Source organism: Ruegeria sp. BF12, from assembly GCF_056538705.1.
Genome location: NZ_JBQFTP010000002.1, coordinates 252,869 through 270,097 on the forward strand (window position 1 = coordinate 252,869; position 17,229 = coordinate 270,097).

Genomic DNA, 17,229 nt, shown 5'->3' on the forward strand with positions numbered 1-17,229 from the left:
GGCGTTCATTCGTCTTGCGGCACCAGACCCAGACCCCGCAAATAGATGCCGATTCCGCTCTCCAACAAATCCTCGGGTGAAAAAGGCGAACTGGCACCCGTGTTTCGCGCATATAGCTCAACCACGCCGTGGCTCATGGCCCAGATATGAGCACTGAACATCGATGCGGGCGGGCGCTTTTCTGGGGGGATATGTTGCGAAAGGTCTGAAGCGGCTTTTTCCAAAACGTTTTTGGCCCGGTTCGCGGCCAGCGCCAGTTCAGGCGTGCGATTGACGGATATCCCGCTTTCGAACATCGCGATGTAGTGGCCAGGGTGCTTGCGGGCAAAAGCCAGATAAGCGCGACCCGTCGCCTCGAATGCAGCCAGAGCGGAAGGCTGACCCTTGTCGTATGCGTATTGCATCAGGTCCGCGAACATTTCGAACCCTTGCCGGGCGGCTTCGGCAATCAGATCCTCGCGGCCCTGAAAATGCCTATAGACTGCGGCAGGCGTCACCCCGGCGGTTTTAGCCGCTTCGGACAGGGTAAAGCCGGTCGGACCCTTTTCTTCGATCAGCGACAGCGCGGCCTCGATCAGGGCTTGTTTGAGATTGCCGTGGTGATAGCCGCGTTTCGTCATCCCTTAGTCAGGAGCCTTTTTTGTTTAAGCCTTGGGGAACCAAGACATAATCCACGTGCAGGCATTCGTCCAATACTCAGCAACCATAAGGCAGGAATTTGTCATCAGGAATCCCATATCTCGGGCCCGCCACAGATTAGGGGATCGTTCTTGCCGATCGCCTTCTTGTCTTTTTCGTCGTAATCCAATGCATGCAGCACAGTTCTAATGGCCGCCAGTCGGGCGCGTTTCTTGTCGTCAGAGCGGACGATGGTCCAGGGACAGTGTTGCGAATGGCTGCGGGTAAGGGTTTCCGAGATCGACTGAGTATACTCGTCCCACTTGCCGAGACCCGCAACGTCGATTGGGCTAAGTTTCCATTGCTTTAACGGATCTGTTTCACGGGCCAGAAACCGGTTGAGTTGCTCGGCGCGCCCAACGTTAAGCCAGAACTTGAACAACTTGATCCCATCGTTAACCAGCCCGGTCTCCAACGGCAGAACTTGCCGGAAGAACCGCTCGCGTTCCTCGGGTTCGCAAAAGCCAAAGACGTTCTCGACAACGCCGCGATTGTACCAACTGCGGTCAAAGAACACGATTTCACCAGCCGAAGGAAGGTGCGATAGGTAGCGCTGAAAATACCATTGGCTGCGTTCGATATCCGACGGCTTGCTCAGCGCAACGTTCCGGGCACCACGAGGGTTAAGGTTTTCACGAAAACGCTTGATTGTGCCGCCTTTTCCGGCTGCGTCCCGACCTTCGAAAATGATGGCGACGCGGTGGCCTGTTTCCTTGACCCAAGATTGCATCTTGACCAGTTCGATCTGCAGCAGCTCGATTTGTTGGTCATAATCCTTACGCTTCATTTTTTCGTCGTAAGGGTATGTCGGGTTCAGAATGTCGTCTTTCTTGGCGTTTTCGATTGCGGTGCGCACGTCGTTGGGCGCGTCTTTGCGGAAATACTTTTCGATGGAGCCTTTTTCGGAACGGGCCATGAGTTACCTCGCCATAAAATCCATATCCTACTATGGATTAGCTAAAGGCCTAACGCAAACCCGCTCGTTGCGCGGCACGATCGATTGCCAGCGCAACTTCTGGTGCGGCTACAACCTGCGGCATGTGCCCTATACCCGGAAGTTCGATCAGTTCCGCGCCTGGTATCTGTTCGATCAGCCGTTCAGAGTGCCAGTCTAAGCCGACGGTGGTATCCGCCGTTCCGTGAACGATTTCAGTGGGAACTGAAATCTCGCGATACCGCGGTTGCAGCGCGCGGACCTCGTCCAACAGGTTTGCCCGCTGTTTGGCATTGGCATGCATCGAGGCCCGCCGCATGGTCAGACCCGGGCCGAAATGTTCGGCATATCCGTCAGGCGCAGTCTGAGGGGCAAAGACCCGGTCCAGCGCGCTTTCTACGTACCACTCAGGGACGAACGCTGTGATCAGGGGCAGGGCAAGGGCATTACCCGCAGTCGTGGATGCGATTTGGTTGAAGCCGTCCAAGGGTGTTTCCCATGGGATGGCGGCCGGCGCGATCAGGACCAAAGCCGATATGTTGTCGGGCCGTGTAACAGCCCAGGCCAGCGACACCGACCCGCCATAGCTTTGTCCTGCGACTATGGGTTTTTCGGCACCGAGTTGCGCGGCGGCCTTTTGCAGGATTAACGCTTGCTCTTCAAGCGTCTCGCCATCGGGGTTGAAGCTGTCGCTATAGCCCAATCCGGGTCGGTCGAACGTAATCACCCGAAAGTTTTCGGCCAGGATCGGAGCCAGCGCAAAAGTCATGTCGCGGGTGTTGCCGCTGGACCCGTGGAGTAACACCACATCCGGTCCTTCCCCCATGACAACCGCATGCACCGCGATACCGTCGATCATGACAATCTGGCCTTCGGGTGGAAAGCTGGCCTCGGCCTCAGCTTCTTTCTGCGCTGCCCGCCAGGCGGTCAGCAGAACCAGGCCTATAAAGACGAGGCCGAGAGCTATGAGAGCTTTAACGGCCAATGTCTTCCATATTGAAAGGTGTGGACTGGTAAATCTCGTTGATCCAGTTGCCGTAGAGCAAATGCGCGTGGCTGCGCCATCTGTTCTGCGGCGGGCGTGAGGGATCGTCTTCGGGATAGTAATTGATCGGTACGTTTATCGGCGTACCGTTCGAGATGTCGCGGTCATATTCCTGCTTCAACGTATCGCTGTCATACTCGAAGTGGTTGAAGATATAGATCGCACGATGCGAGGGGTCTTCGACCAGGCAAGGGCCAACCTCATCGCTGCCCAACAGGGTCGTCAGACCGGTGGCGGTGTCGATCTCGGCCTGTTTCATTTCAGTCCATCGGCTAACCGGAATCACGCAATCGTCCGAAAACCCCCGCAGGAACGGAGAAGCAGGGGAAAGGTTTTGATGACGAAAGCACCCGAAGGCCTTGGCGTCCAGCATGTGTTTTCGAACGCCGTGGAAATGGTTGATCATCGCCATGCCGCCCCAGCAGACGCCAAAGGTGGAATGGACATTCGTCTGCGTCCACTCAAAGACTTCGGTCATTTCGTCCCAATAGGTGACGTCATCGAATTCCAAATGTTCGATTGGAGCGCCGGTGATGATCAGGCCGTCGAACTTCTGATCTTTCACCTCTTGGAAGGGTTGATAGAACTCGGCCATATGATCGGCGGCGGTGTTCTTCGTGCGATGTTCCGTCATGCGGATAAGCGAAAGGTCGATCTGCAGCGGAGTCGCTCCGATCAAACGCGCGAACTGGTTCTCGGTCTGAATCTTCTTGGGCATCAGGTTCAGCAACCCGATCCGCAAGGGCCGGATGTCCTGACGCATCGCCTGATCCTCGGCCATGACCATGACGCCCTCGTTGGTGAGAACGTCAAATGCAGGTAGGTCGGAGGGAATCTTGATTGGCATCAGGTGCAAGCCTTTGGAGTTTCAGTGTAGAGGCGGTAATTAAGCCCGGTTTGCCCGGGTCTCAAGGGTGCGTTCGATCAACTCATCGAAATCACCCGCGTCACGGACCTTGTGCATGTCATCGGCGGTGATGGTGACACCCCAATTGTCGGCCATGGCCTGATAGCGCGGCTGACGGTGCGCCAGCGCCCGTGCATAGGTCCAGCGGATAAAGGCATCCGGGTCGACTTCCTGAGCCGTGCAGTCGTGCTGGGCGAGGTATTCATCCCAGACCCTGGTCAGAAACTCGGGCTGGTAGGACATTGGCTTAGGAGCTTTGTCGAAACGGCGGACCAGTTCCGCCGTGTGATCCTCGTCGCCCTTTATCCAGATCATAAGGGTCTGCCGGGACAGCTCTGACAGGACGTGATCGGCGGGGTTATCGGGATCGACCCACTCACAAATCGAACCGCCGGTATCGCAGATGAAATGCGGATACTGGTACAGACGTTGGGCGCGGTCGATGAAGTATTCCGTGTCAAGCAGGGCGTGGATTTCCGCTTGCCGGAACTGCTCTTGCCGGCGACGGTATTCGGTCAGTTCCAATCCGCCCAATGCCGGATTGCCAGGCTTGCCCAAATAGGTCGCAACCGGCTTCAGGTTTTCAAACGAGATATTCGATCCGATATAGATCGAATCCGATAGCAGCAGATCCCGCAGGAACGGGACCTCCATCGCCTGAGCCTTGGCGTTGTCAATTATGTACTCGCCCATGTAGCGCGTACCGATGCGGTAATCGATCGAGTAATGGAACCAGTCACCGGAATCGCGCAGCACGTTCGACACGTAGGTCTTTCCCAGCCCTGACATGCCGAAGAACAGCACCTTTTTTCGCGCCGCATCGCGCCAGTCTTTTGCCGAGCTGTAGATCATCGTCCGCTGTCCCTTTTTCTGACCTAGCTAAATCGGGCAGGGGGCGGCGTCAATCGCGTGTGCGGGACCGGTTCAGGATCAACAGTCCCACTGCCAGCACTGCAAAGCCCAGAAACGCCTGAGCGGGCAGGGCTTCGTCTCGCAGCAGCGCGCCCAGAACGATGGCCACAGGCGGAATGACAAGCGTCACCAGCATCAGGTTTCCTGCGCCGGCCATCGCAAGGACACGGTAGTACAGCAGATACGCTCCGGCGGTCGCGATCAGGGCATAATAGGCAATTGCCGTCCAAGTGATCACCGGCAGGTTCAGAGTGGGGATGCCGTCGACGACGAGCGTAACCGGCAATATCAGCAGGGTTGACCCGGTCAGCATCCCGGCGGCCGCGACGATGGGCGACAGGCCGGACAGTTTGCTTCGCGCCCAGGCGCTGGCAAAGGCGTAGGATACGGTACCCGCGACAATCGCCAATTGCGCAGCGCTTTGAAGGTCGAACGTGGCAAAGTTCCGCAGGCCAATTGCAATAGCAACACCCAGAAAGCCCAGCCCGACACCCATTCCGCGCGCCAGGGTCAGGCGCTCATCCTTGAAAAACATCGCGGCGATCAGGACGCCGAACACTGCTGTCGCTGCATTCAGGATCGAGGTCAGACCCGTCTCGATGTAAAGCTGCCCCCACGCCATGAGCGAAAACGGGATCGCATTGTTCAGCAGGCCCATAATCAGGAACGCACCCCAGATGTGCGGACTTGTCGGGACCTTCAGTTTCCTGATCCAGACAACGATCCACAATGCAAGCATCGCCCAGAAGACTCGATGCAAGACCGAGGTCATTACCGGGATCGTGTCCAGCGCGATTCGGATAGAGATAAACGAGGCACCCCAGATCAGGCCCAGAAGTAACAGTTCGGCCCAAGCTCTTGGGGACAGGTGTTTTTGTGGTTCCATGCCCCGTTCTCACATTCCCCAAGCGATTGATCGACCCGAAACTTGCGCAATCAAAAAACCCCGCCGATTTGGCGGGGTTTCAATGTCTTCACTCGTGTGCGGATCAGTTCAGCGAATATGTCAGCTGCAGACCCACGCTCCACGCCGAGTTACCCGAGAACTGGCCGCCCGTGGTTGTAGTCGCGTCGCCGATATCGGTGTAGCGAATGCCGCCCGAAATCTGCGCCTGCTCAAAGGTGTAGGTACCACCTACGCCAAGGCTCCAGAACCCGTCGGTCGGGCCAAGGTTTGAAACCGGCTCATTCGAGGATGTTTCATAACCGGCAGAGATCGCGCCTGAAAACTCCTCGGTGAACTTGTAGCCCAAACCCAGAGTGTAGGTGAACGTGTCCGTTGAATAGTCAACAAGGTTCTGTCTTGCGGCAGCGGTGTAGACCGGCGGAGCCAGTACTGTCTGCGGCCAGTCGACCCAGCGGATCGAACCGAACAACAGAGTTTTGGGTGCCACACCGGTCTGGAAGTCCAGGTTGACCGACTGGGGCGTCACAACTTCGGTTTCGGTTTCCGCGGTCACAAGCGCGGCCGGAATGGGCGGCACACGGTTGATAGATTCCGTCGAGTCGAAATCGTGCGTGATTTTTGAGTTGTAGGTCAGTGCCACGCGCGCTGCGATGTCGGGGCGTTCCCAGGCGACACCTACGACGTATCCGAAGTCGATTTCCGAGCCCGACTCAAACTCATAACCTGCCACGACCGGCACCGCGACGTTCGCCTTGGCCCGCTGTGCACGGATACCACCGATCGCGCTAAATCCGCCATCGAACTTATAGCGAAGCAGGGCCGTAATCGCGTCTACATCTGCCTTGGCGCGCAGAACATCGGTGCGGCCACCGGCCGGGGCCGTGGGATTGCGCGACAGCGGATAGTTCGACGGATACTCGACATTGGCACCATATGGTTCGTCATAGATAAGTGCGAAGTCCAGCTGATCGGTAAACGAATGCTTGTATGCCAGATGTGGGGTCCAGAAGCTTTTGGCGATGTTTCCGGAGTCGACACCGTTCTGCTGACCGCTCACGTCAGGGTTTGCGTACCCTAAACGGAACTGCACGACAGAACCTTCCTCAAACAAAATGTTGACGCCCTGGCCGCTGCGGTCCAGACCGCCCGCGTAAGCACCCGTTGCGCCAACGCAAACCGCGCACGCCTGTAATAGCGCTTTCTTCATTATTTCCTCCCTCTGATGCCTGAAGGTCAGTGCCTGTAAAAATGTGGTGCAGACTGACCTGCATTGTGGTGCTCGATACTTTCTTAAGGTTTACTTTATCGTCAACACGTGACCGTGCGTTACTTGTGTTGAGTGTCCTGCGAGAGTGTTGCCAAACTGTTACGATTCTCTGCCTGAACGTTCAGGAAGATGCCGGAAAAGATCACCGCGGCCCCCAATAAGGTCCAGTGATCCAGCGGTTCATGGTAAAGAACCATGCCGACCACCGCGATTGTCGGCAGGCGGGCAAAGTCAAAGGGCACCACGACGGTCGCCGGAGCAATCGCGAGCGCGTTGGTGATGCAGTAATGCGCCAGAAGCCCGGCCAGACCGACCAGCAACAGAAACGGAGCCGTACTTGCCGAGGGTAGGGTGATCTGGCCGTCGATCCCTGCCGCGATCAGTCCCAACCCGGCTTGCATGACCGTCAGCCAGAACATGATGCAGCCGATGCTTGCAAAACGCGTCAGGGACTTTGTTGAAATCGTTGTTAAAGCGAAAAAAACGGCGGACAGCGCGGCTGTAAGCACACCGGCGCTCAGCGGCACCGCTCCGGGACGGGCAACAAGCAAAATACCAGCAAATCCAATAAGCGCGGACATGACTCGCACTGTTGTAAGGCGTTCTTTCAACAACAGTGGGGAAAGCAGGATCACCCAGATCGGTTGGGTGAATTCAAGCGCAAAAACCTGCGCAAGCGGGATGACACTGACGGCATAGAACCAGAGGTTCTGTCCGGTGAAATGCAGGACGTTCCGAACCCCGTGCAGGCTTAGACGTTCGGTCGAAACCTGATACCATTTCCGTGTTGCGGTCAGGACCACAGCGACCACGAAAATCCCCACGAGGCTGCGGTAGAACATGATTTCGAACGTGTCGTGCGTCACACTCAGCTCGCGTCCAGCGACGGCCATAGAAGAAAACGAGGCAATTGCTCCGGTCATCCAAAGCGCGGCCTTACCAATCTGTGGTTTGGCAGTGTCCATCCCTATCCCTGCGAACTCCCTTCGATATCGGTTTGATAGATATAGAATTTTGGACAGGGTGAAATAAAAAAAGCCGGGCTGTGCCCGGCTTTCCGATCATTCCCACTCGATGGTTCCGGGTGGTTTGGATGTGATGTCATAGGTGCATCTGTTGATGCCCTTGACCTCGTTGATGATCCGCGTCGCTGTTTCCCCAAGGAATTCGTGGCTGAACGGGTAATAGTCGGCGGTCATGCCATCAACGGATGTTACGGCACGTAACGCGCAGGCATAGTCATATGTACGCCCGTCGCCCATGACGCCCACGGTGCGCACCGGCAGAATGGCAACGAAGGCTTGCCAAATGTCATCGTACAAACCGTGCTTGCGGATCTGATCGATGTAGACCGCATCTGCTTCGCGCAGGATGTCCAACTTTTCGCGTGTGATCTCACCGGGGCAGCGAATCGCCAGACCGGGTCCGGGGAAGGGGTGACGCCCGATGAAGCTTTGGGGCAGGCCCAACTCGCGACCCAGCGCGCGAACCTCGTCCTTGAACAGCTCACGCAACGGTTCGACCAGTTTCAGGCCCATCTTTTCAGGCAGGCCACCGACATTATGGTGCGACTTGATCGTGACCGAGGGGCCGCCAGAGAAAGACACTGATTCAATGACGTCCGGATACAGCGTGCCTTGCGCCAGGAATTCGGCTCCGTCGATGGTGTCGGCATGTTTCTGGAACACATCGATGAACAGCTTACCGATGATTTTGCGTTTGGTTTCCGGATCGCTCTGACCTTCCAGTTCGCCCAGAAACAATTCGCTCTCATCCGCATGGATCAGCTGGATGTTGTAGTTGTCGCGGAACATGCCGACGACTTCCTCGGCCTCGTTCTTGCGCAGTAGCCCGTGGTCCACAAACACACAGGTCAGCTGATCGCCGATCGCTTCGTGGATCAGGATCGCCGCGACCGAACTGTCTACGCCGCCGGACAGGCCGCAAATGACTTTCTTGTCACCAACCTGCTCGCGAATCTTACGGATCATCTCGTCGCGGTAGGCCCCCATGGTCCAGTCACCCTGGAAACCGGCCAGCTTTATGAAATTCTCGTACAGTTTTGCACCCTTGGGGGTGTGGTGCACCTCGGGGTGGAACTGAACCGCATAGAAGTGGCGCTTGCTGTCGGCCGTGATTGCGAAGGGCGCGTTGGGCGAGGTGCCATAGACATCAAATCCGGGTGCGATTTCACTGACATGGTCACCGTGGCTCATCCAGACCTGCTCGTCACCATCCGTGAACCAGCCATCCAGAATGTCGAGCTTTTCTTTCGGAGTGACATAGGCGCGGCCGAACTCTGCCGTGCCATGCCCGCTTTCGACCTTGCCGCCCAACTGGTGCATCATCACCTGCTGGCCATAGCAGATCCCCAGGATCGGAACGCCATAGTCAAAAATCTCTTGCGGAGCGCGAGGCGATCCCTCACGCGTCACGCTGTCCGGGCCACCCGAGAATATCACGGCTTTGGGGGCCATTTCGCGCACGAAGTCCATCGTGACATTTTGGTAGGGGTGGATTTCGCAATAGACATTCAGCTCTCGCAGGCGGCGGGCAATAAGCTGCGTAACCTGGCTGCCGAAGTCGATGATCAGAAGGCGGTCATGAGATGTCTGGGTCATGGTTGGCTATTAGGTGCCAAGCCTTGCATGTGCAAGCGCAATGACGTCATTTGTGCAATTGTGCTTCAGGATTATACGGAAAGGGGGTCAGATGTCTCAAATCATGTTGCGCCAGGCACTCCCCACTGATGCAGGCGCTGCTAAGGACTGCATCGCTTCGGCCTATGCGGATGCTATGCGGGACATTCCCGATCTGCCCGACGTGACCGAAGGCGTCGGCGATGACATAGCAGCGCATCAGGCATGGGTTGCGGAAACAGGTGAGGAAATTGTTGGCTTTATCGTTTTCGACCGTGTCGATGATGTGGTGATGATCTTCAATCTAGCGGTTTCGCCAAAGGCACAGGGCGCAGGACTTGCGCGAAAGCTGATTGCCAGGGCCGAGCAGGCGGCCTGTGCGGCGGGTGTCCTCCGTCTCAAACTGCGAACGCATCGGTTAATGCAGAGTACAGTTTCCATGTATCTCCATTTGGGATGGAGCCAGGCAGAGGTTAAGGACAACGGAATCGTCATGGAAAAGCAACTTGCCTGAGCGGCTGAGCCGCCTGACGGTTCTGTTTCAAACGGATGTCGCTTTTCCCCCTATAGCGCCGTAAACCAGATGCTTTGCGTTTGAGGCTTCCTATAACAATTTGACCAAACCAACCAATTGACGGGATCTTCTCATGGCAGAGGCAAACACCCGGCGCAGGGCAAGAGGTGGCGGTGGCGCCGCCCGCCGGGCCGAACGCACCGCAGTTCGCATCGAAACTGCAAAATACATCGAACGGAATATTCCGAACTTCGAGATTCTTAACGAAGAAGCGTTGGAAATCATCGAGACCAACGCGGAAACCATTCTGGCCGAAGTCGGCGTTAACTTTGTCGACAACCCGGAGGCGTTGAAGCGCTGGAAAGATGCCGGTGCTGATGTTGATGGTGAACGCGTCCGTATTCCGCGCGGTCTGGCCCGCGAGCTGATCAAAACAGCACCCAGCGAGTTCACGCAGCACGCACGCAACCCCGAAAAATCGGTGGTGATTGGTGGCCGTAACCTGGTCCTGGCCCCGGTGTACGGACCTCCGTTCGTGCGGGATGCACAAGGTGGCCGTCGCTATGCGACCATGGACGATTTCAACAAGTTCGTGAAACTGGCGTATATGTCCAAGTGGTTGCACCACTCGGGCGGTACGGTGTGCGAGCCGACGGACGTTCCGGTGAACAAGCGTCACCTGGACATGCTGATGGCGCACATGACCCTGTCGGACAAGCCGTTCATGGGCTCGGTTACCGATCCCAGCCGCGCGCAGGATTCGGTTGAGATGTGCGAGATTCTGTTCGGCAAAGAGTTCGTACAGGAAAACACGGTCATGACCTCGCTGACCAACATCAACTCGCCGATGACATTCGACGATGTGATGATGGGGTCGTTGGAAGTTTATGCAAAAAACAACCAAGCTTGCATTATCTCGCCCTTTATTGTTGGCGGTGCGATGGCCCCGGTTTCGGTTGCCGGTACGCTGACGCAGGTTCTGGCCGAAGTTCTGGCCGGTGTGGCCTACAGCCAGATCATCCGTCCGGGTGCACCTGCCATCTTTGGCGCCTTCGTGTCGTCGATCGACATGAACTCCGGCGCGCCGACCTTTGGTACGCCCGAGGCTTCTATGGTCACATATGGCGCAGGTCAGCTGGCACGGCGTCTGAACCTGCCGTACCGCTCGGCCGGGTCGTTCTGCGGATCGAAACTACCTGATGCTCAGGCGGCGTACGAAACTGCAAACTCGCTGAATATGGGTCTGATGTCGGGCGTGAACTTCATGCTGCACTCCTGCGGCTGGCTGGAAGGCGGTCTGGTTGCCGACTTTGAAAAGTTCGTCATGGATGCCGATCAGTTGGGTGTGCTGCACGGTCTGGCCAAAGGCGTGGCCTACGATGAAAACGCACAGGCGATGGATGCAATCCGTGAAGTTGGCCCCGGCGGCCACTACCTGGGTTGCGCCCATACGCAGGCCAACTTCAAAGAGGCGTTCTGGAAGACCGAGGTTCTGGATTATAAACCGTACGAGACCTGGGAAGACGAAGGCGGTCGTGACACTCGACAGTTGGCCACAGCGCGGGTCGAGCATCTGCTGGCCAACTACCAGCAACCGCAACTCGACCCCGAACTCAATGCCGCGCTGAATGAATACGTGGCGGAAAAGAAAGCATCCATGCCGGATGCTTTCACCTGATCATTGATATTGCGAGGCGCGGCTGGCTTTGAACAGTTGCGCCTCGCCCAATAGCGCAATCAGCAAGTCCAGATGGCGGACCAGTGAATAGGCGGCATCCTCAGCCAGCCTTTGCGCGTTAACCTCTCGTTCCATTTCCACCAATCGCACCAGCGCGGCCCCGGTACCGGGGAGCGATCCGTATCCCAGAATGCGTTGTAGGTGCCGGTCCCGATCATAGTCCTGCGCTCCGAACTTTGCGGCCCGTGCCAGCAGGCGTGGGCGGCGGAGCGTTGTAATCATGGTCATCAGGTCCTGCATTTCGGTGTTCCCTTGGTTGAACAGAATTTATCTGTTTGTCACACAACCTAAACGGGTGTTGCCTTGATTGGGCTCTCGCCGAACTCTGACTTCATGAGTGTTTATGATTTTGAATCAAATCTGGTGCTTGCCTCTTTTGGTTAACGAACGAGTAACGAAAGCGACTCTAGTTAGGATTGGTTAACAAATTCACCGGGGGCGATTGGAACAGATTGTTTTGTCGACGAGGGCAAGAAACTATGGAAGATAACATGGCTTTCACCATTCCGGCTTGGGTACCTGAAGGGGCGCAGCGATACCTGGCTCATACCGAAACCGGTCAATCGATCCGCGATATTGCGCGATCTGCGGGGTGCCATGCGTCAACCATACTCCGACAAATTCGCCGTATCGAAATGCGCCGCGACGATCCTTTGGTTGACGCCGCGTTGCAATCGCTTGCGGAAACCCACTTTTCAGAAGCAGATGACCGAGCAGGCTTTGAAACACTGGGGGCATCCCATGAGGACGTAGCGGCGGCAAAAGACGAAGAGTTCAATCGCGAGGCACTTCGGGTTTTGCGCAGGTTATGCGAAACGGGTGCTGTCCTTGCCGTGGCTGAAGAGATGGACAAAGCCGTGGTTGTCCGGGACTCTGGTGACAGCGGTGCAACCAGAACAGCCGTTGTCGACTGCAAAATCGCCCAGGCCCTGGCGCTGAAGGATTGGATCTCTTGCGACAATCCGGGGCGCATCTCGCGCTATCGGATTTCGTCATCGGGCCGCGCAGCGTTGAGCCAGTTGATTGCTGAGGCGGAGAACAAGGCACGGGCGAGAAACGAATTCGGCATGGCCGAGGCGCAAGCGCCGTTTCAGTCGCAAATAGGTCAAGGCAAAGCGGTGCCGTTGAGCCGTTCCAAACGCATTCGCTACAGTGCCGCCGAAAGCCCTCTGATCGCGCTGGCGCGCAGACGGGACCGGGATGGCAAATCCTTTCTGGATGAAACCCTCGTCAGCGCAGGTGAACGTTTGCGAGAGGATTTTGAACTGGCTCAGATCGGACCGCAGGTTGCCCAAAATTGGGATCACTTTCTAACAGCTGGAGGGCGGGGAAGTTTCGGCAATGGTGCCAGTGCCGGACAAGGATCGTCAGATGCGCGCGCACGGGTCGAACGAGCCTTGTCAGATCTTGGGCCGGGACTGAGCGACGTGGCGCTGCGGTGTTGTTGCTATCTGGAAGGGCTGGAAATGGCCGAAAAACGGATGGGCTGGTCGGCGCGGTCCGGGAAGATCGTACTTCGTATCGCTCTGCAACGTCTAAAGCGCCATTATGAAGATCAGGCAGAGAAAACACGGCTGATCGGTTAGAGCCGCCATAATTCACGGTTGAGGTTTCGAGGGGTAGTGATAGGAATTGCCTATGAACTACACCCTCAGACAGCTTCAATATTTTAGCGCGGTGGCAGATCAGCGCAATTTTGGCCGGGCGGCGCAGGTCTGTCATGTTTCACAACCCGCATTGTCGGTTCAGATCAAGGCGCTGGAGGAAACTCTGGGTGGGCCGCTGTTCGAACGTCAAGCACGCGACATTCTACTGACGCCGCTGGGTCGGGACGTGCTGGACTATGCGCGTCAGGTGTTGGGCGCAGCGGATAGGCTGGATCAATTCGCAAAGGATCACTCAGGCGGACACAGGTCGTTGTCGATCGGAATCATTCCGACCATCGCCCCTTATCTGTTGTCCGGCGTCCTCGCTGGCCTGCGGACGGCGGATGTCTCGCTGCGCGTACAAATTCGCGAAGCGAGAACCGAGCGGTTGCTAACGATGCTGCGTGCGGGCGAGATTGACGCGGCTGTTATGGCGCTGCCTGCGGGCGGGAGCGAGCTGTTTGAGCTCCCTCTGTTTGAGGATCGCTTTTTACTGGCCGGCAGTGCAGGGCGGATTCAAACCGTGTCGACCGATCCTGACGCTTTGCGACCGATTGATTTGCAGACCGCGCAATTGATGTTGCTGGATGACGGGCATTGTTTGACGGATCAGGCGCTTGAGGTCTGCGGTCAGGACAGAAACAGCGGTTTGATCAATATGGGCGCGTCCTCGTTGGCAACATTGTCCCGATTGGTTGCTGACGGGTTTGGTCTGACGCTGATGCCCGAACTTGCGGCGAGATCGGAAACCGAAGCCGTGCCGGGACTTAAACTCATGCGTTTTAGAGCGCCGCAGCCCTCACGTACTGTCGGCTTGGTTCGCCGTGTGTCGACCGGCCGCGAAGACTGGTTTGACAGTCTGGCCGATGTCATCCGGCGCGTTGGTGAGCACATCGTCAGCGAGACGCGGCAATAAAATAGGGCCCGCCAATGGCGGGCCCTGAATGTCTCAGCGATAAAGAACTCAGGCCAGTGCCGGCTCTTTCGCTTCGTCCAGATGCTTCATCAGGTTTTCCGGGGACGACACGCCGTATGGGTCTTCGGGGCAGTTGTCCATCAGACCGGGCTCTTCGAACCACGCCTCAACCACACCGTCGTTCACGATGGCCGCATAGCGCCACGAGCGCATGCCGAAGCCCAGGTTATCCTTGTCGACCAGCATGCCCATCTTGCGGGTGAACTCGCCCGAGCCGTCAGGGATGACCTTGACGTTTTTCAGACTCTGATCCTGTGCCCATTTGTTCATGACAAAGCTGTCGTTCACAGACATGCAGTAGATCTCGTCTACACCTTTTGCGGTGAAATCGGCATAGCCGTTTTCAAAACCGGGCAGTTGGTAGGTCGAGCATGTGGGCGTGAATGCACCGGGCAGCGAAAACAGGATGACGCGCTTGCCTGCGAAGTAATCCGCAGTGGTCTTGTCTTCCCAACGGAATGGGTTGGGTCCTTCGACAGCTTCGTCGCGGACGCGGGTGTGGAAGGTAACGGAAGGCAGTTTTGCGCCAGTTTTCATCTACGGGCTCCTGTGATTCACATTAGAATTGGGGGTGATTTAAAACAGTTCTAAACTGTCTTCAATGACGGAAATGCCGCAATTGCAATATGGTCTCAAGTGGCAGGGATTTAAGCAATAAGCCGAATGAAGCCGTTAAAAGTATGGCGAAATTCTGCGAGCGCAAATCGGCGTTGCATGGCGGGTATACCCGGGTGGCATAGTACACGCGGGCATACTATGTTAGGGCAAAGCAAATTGACCCAAAGTCAGGAAAGCCAGCCGTGCGTGATCTGAAGATCCCCGAACAACGTCATCCCGAAAAAGCGCATCGCCCGGACAATGCGCAGCCCAAAAAGCCAAAGTGGATTCGCGTCAAGGCACCCGGCGGTAAGGGCTATGCCGACACGCACAAGATCATGCGCGAGAACAACCTGGTCACGGTTTGTGAAGAGGCCGGGTGTCCGAACGTTGGCGAGTGCTGGAGCCAGGGCCACGCTACCATGATGATCATGGGAGAAATCTGTACGCGCGGCTGTACCTTTTGCAATATCGCGACTGGCCGTCCAGATGATCTGGATGTTTTTGAACCGGGTCGTGTGGCCCACGCGGTCGAAAAGCTGGGTCTGAACCACGTGGTGATCACGTCGGTTGACCGCGATGACCTGAAAGACGGTGGTGCCGATCATTTCGCGCAGACGATTCGGGCCGTCCGACACCGGTCACCCAAAACAACGATCGAAATTTTGACGCCGGATTTCCTGAAATGTGATCCTTCGGTGCTTGAGACCGTCGTCGAGGCCAAGCCGGACGTGTTCAACCACAATCTGGAAACGGTTCCGGGCCTTTATTTGGAGGTTCGTCCGGGTGCCCGTTATTTCCACTCACTGCGTTTGCTGCAACGGGTCAAGGAATTGGACCCATCGATCTTTACCAAGTCGGGAATCATGGTCGGTCTGGGCGAAAATGAACAAGAGGTCCGGCAGGTCATGGATGACATGCGCGCTGCCGACATCGATTTCCTGACCATCGGTCAGTATCTGCAGCCCACACCCAAGCACCACGGCGTGGACCGGTTTGTGACACCGGAAGAGTTTGCCTCGTATGAAAAAGCTGCGTTCGGCAAAGGCTTCCTGATGGTATCGGCTACGCCTCTGACCCGGTCGTCTTACCACGCGGGCGACGACTTTGCCCGATTGCGCGAAGCGCGCCAGAAAAAACTGGAGCAGGGGTGACGCCTGAAACGCTTGCACGGCTGACGCGCCTGCGCCACGACCTGCATCAATATCCCGAAATCTCCGGGCAGGAGCGTGAGACCGCTGCCCGAGTGTCAGAAGTGTTGCACGGGTACGGTGCGGACCAGGTCCTAACCGGGCTGGGCGGTCATGGCGTAGCGGCCATTTTTGACAGCGGGCAGGCCGGGCCGACGGTCGGTGTGCGTTGTGAATTGGACGGGCTGCCGATTCAGGAACTCAGCACCCAGCCTTATGTGTCGAAGGTTGCGGGCAAAGGGCACCTGTGCGGTCATGACGGCCACATGACGATGGTCCTTGGCGTGGCCGAGGAGCTGTCGCGTCAGCGCCCCGCCAAAGGCCGGGTGGTTCTGATTTTTCAACCGGCCGAAGAAACCGGGCAGGGTGCGGTGGCCTATCGGGCGGATTCACAATTCGCGCAAATCGCGCCGGATTACGTATTTTCGTTGCACAATCTGCCGGGATTGGCGCTGGGGGAAGTTGAGCTGTGCCAAGGCCCTGCAAATTGTGCCTCTCGCGGGATGAAGGTTGTTCTGACTGGTAAGACATCTCACGCGGCAGCACCACAAGACGGTGTGTCCCCGGTCGGGGCGTTGTCGGAACTGATGCCTAAGCTGGCTAGGCTGGGTACAGGTGGCGCGCTGGATTCTGAATTTGCGCTGACAACCGTCACGCATGCCAGTTTAGGCGAGCCGACGTTTGGTGTCGCACCGGGGCGGGCCGAGCTTTGGGTGACTTTGCGCACTGTTTCTGATGCGCGGATGACAAGCCTGATGGCCGAAGCCGAAACATTGGGGAGGCAAACCGCATCTGCCAACGGTCTGGGTGTCGAGATCACTTATGACGATGTCTTCGAAGCCTGCGTCAATCATAGTGAGGCGGTTGCCACACTCGAAATGGCCTGTGCCGAACATGGTGTTCCCTGCAAGTTAACGCACTCGCCGCAAAAGTTCTCAGAGGATTTCGGGCAATTCGGCAAGGGCGCGAATACGGCCATGTTCTGGCTGGGAGCCGGAGTAGATCATCCGCAGTTACACAACCCCGACTATGACTTCCCGGACGCACTGATACCCGTCGGAACCGGGATTTTCCTGTCTGCCATTGCGCGAGTTCTGAACGACACTAAGGCCTGAACCGGGTCCACTCCCCTTTGGCCCATTCCGGCCACCAACCCATGTATTCGATCCCGCCAATCACAAGGCACAGGATAATGATGCCGAACACCAGCTTAACCCGCTTTTCTGATGGCGGATTGCGGGCCCATTGGGACATGCGCAGCAGGTGGCGAGGGTTCATG

The 17,229-nt window shown here is 56.9% G+C and carries 18 protein-coding genes; 6 read left to right on the forward strand and 12 right to left on the reverse strand.

Annotated elements, in window-relative coordinates:
- Positions 1-5 precede the first annotated feature (5 nt).
- From ACR0J0_RS04140 to guaA, 9 genes are all read right to left on the reverse strand, one after another.
- Positions 6-620 carry a TetR/AcrR family transcriptional regulator gene (locus ACR0J0_RS04140; protein WP_480661441.1) on the reverse strand — a complete coding sequence of 205 codons (615 nt, stop codon included), beginning with the start codon at positions 618-620 and terminating at the stop codon, positions 6-8.
- A 104-nt stretch (positions 621-724) separates the two neighbouring features.
- Positions 725-1,594, reverse strand: coding sequence for a polyphosphate kinase 2 (gene ppk2 / locus ACR0J0_RS04145; protein WP_480661442.1), 870 nt, complete (start codon positions 1,592-1,594; stop codon positions 725-727).
- Positions 1,595-1,643: 49 nt separating this feature from the next.
- On the reverse strand, positions 1,644-2,597 hold the full coding sequence (locus tag ACR0J0_RS04150) for an alpha/beta fold hydrolase (protein ID WP_480661443.1): 954 nt from the start codon (positions 2,595-2,597) through the stop codon (positions 1,644-1,646).
- Positions 2,587-3,504, reverse strand: coding sequence for a homoserine O-acetyltransferase MetA (metA, locus tag ACR0J0_RS04155; RefSeq protein ID WP_480661444.1), 918 nt, complete (start codon positions 3,502-3,504; stop codon positions 2,587-2,589). The genes ACR0J0_RS04150 and metA overlap by 11 nt, the downstream gene beginning before the upstream one ends.
- Positions 3,505-3,543: 39 nt before the next feature.
- Positions 3,544-4,416: an ATPase gene (locus ACR0J0_RS04160; RefSeq protein WP_480661445.1), complete on the reverse strand. Its 873-nt coding sequence runs from the start codon at positions 4,414-4,416 to the stop codon at positions 3,544-3,546.
- Between the two features lie 49 nt (positions 4,417-4,465).
- A complete protein-coding gene (locus ACR0J0_RS04165; RefSeq protein WP_480661446.1) occupies positions 4,466-5,362 on the reverse strand; it encodes a DMT family transporter in 897 nt (298 codons plus the stop codon).
- Positions 5,363-5,465: 103 nt separating this feature from the next.
- A complete protein-coding gene (locus tag ACR0J0_RS04170) occupies positions 5,466-6,590 on the reverse strand; it encodes an OmpP1/FadL family transporter (protein WP_480661447.1) in 1,125 nt (374 codons plus the stop codon).
- 119 nt (positions 6,591-6,709) lie between these two features.
- Positions 6,710-7,615 carry a DMT family transporter gene (locus ACR0J0_RS04175; RefSeq protein ID WP_480661448.1) on the reverse strand — a complete coding sequence of 302 codons (906 nt, stop codon included), beginning with the start codon at positions 7,613-7,615 and terminating at the stop codon, positions 6,710-6,712.
- Between the two features lie 96 nt (positions 7,616-7,711).
- Complete coding sequence (guaA, locus tag ACR0J0_RS04180; RefSeq protein ID WP_480661449.1) at positions 7,712-9,271, reverse strand: glutamine-hydrolyzing GMP synthase; 1,560 nt, start codon at positions 9,269-9,271, stop codon at positions 7,712-7,714.
- A 91-nt stretch (positions 9,272-9,362) separates the two neighbouring features.
- Between guaA and ACR0J0_RS04185 the strand changes: the two genes are divergently transcribed.
- Positions 9,363-9,803, forward strand: a complete 441-nt coding sequence (locus tag ACR0J0_RS04185; RefSeq protein ID WP_480661450.1) for a GNAT family N-acetyltransferase — start codon at positions 9,363-9,365, stop codon at positions 9,801-9,803.
- Positions 9,804-9,936: 133 nt separating this feature from the next.
- A complete protein-coding gene (locus ACR0J0_RS04190; RefSeq protein ID WP_480661451.1) occupies positions 9,937-11,481 on the forward strand; it encodes a trimethylamine methyltransferase family protein in 1,545 nt (514 codons plus the stop codon).
- On the opposite strand, the gene ACR0J0_RS04195 is transcribed toward ACR0J0_RS04190, so the two are convergent.
- Positions 11,482-11,781 carry a DUF6477 family protein gene (locus ACR0J0_RS04195; RefSeq protein WP_480661452.1) on the reverse strand — a complete coding sequence of 100 codons (300 nt, stop codon included), beginning with the start codon at positions 11,779-11,781 and terminating at the stop codon, positions 11,482-11,484.
- Between the two features lie 239 nt (positions 11,782-12,020).
- On the opposite strand from ACR0J0_RS04195, the gene ACR0J0_RS04200 reads away from it, so the two are divergent.
- Positions 12,021-13,127 carry a DUF6456 domain-containing protein gene (locus ACR0J0_RS04200; protein WP_480661453.1) on the forward strand — a complete coding sequence of 369 codons (1,107 nt, stop codon included), beginning with the start codon at positions 12,021-12,023 and terminating at the stop codon, positions 13,125-13,127.
- Positions 13,128-13,179: 52 nt separating this feature from the next.
- Entirely contained in the window at positions 13,180-14,103 is a 924-nt protein-coding gene (locus ACR0J0_RS04205; protein WP_480661454.1) for a hydrogen peroxide-inducible genes activator, read from the forward strand.
- 48 nt (positions 14,104-14,151) lie between these two features.
- Here ACR0J0_RS04205 and ACR0J0_RS04210 read toward each other — a convergent pair whose 3' ends face one another.
- Complete coding sequence (locus ACR0J0_RS04210) at positions 14,152-14,700, reverse strand: redoxin family protein (RefSeq protein WP_480661455.1); 549 nt, start codon at positions 14,698-14,700, stop codon at positions 14,152-14,154.
- 263 nt (positions 14,701-14,963) lie between these two features.
- Between ACR0J0_RS04210 and lipA the strand changes: the two genes are divergently transcribed.
- Positions 14,964-15,914, forward strand: coding sequence for a lipoyl synthase (gene lipA, locus ACR0J0_RS04215; RefSeq protein ID WP_480661456.1), 951 nt, complete (start codon positions 14,964-14,966; stop codon positions 15,912-15,914).
- Positions 15,911-17,065 (forward strand): amidohydrolase, encoded by a 1,155-nt coding sequence (locus ACR0J0_RS04220; RefSeq protein ID WP_480661457.1) that lies wholly within the window; start codon positions 15,911-15,913, stop codon positions 17,063-17,065. Before lipA ends, ACR0J0_RS04220 begins: the two co-directional genes overlap by 4 nt.
- On the opposite strand, the gene ACR0J0_RS04225 is transcribed toward ACR0J0_RS04220, so the two are convergent.
- On the reverse strand, positions 17,055-17,228 hold the full coding sequence (locus ACR0J0_RS04225) for a hypothetical protein (RefSeq protein WP_480661458.1): 174 nt from the start codon (positions 17,226-17,228) through the stop codon (positions 17,055-17,057). The genes ACR0J0_RS04220 and ACR0J0_RS04225 overlap by 11 nt on opposite strands.
- Between the last annotated feature and the right edge of the window lies 1 nt (position 17,229).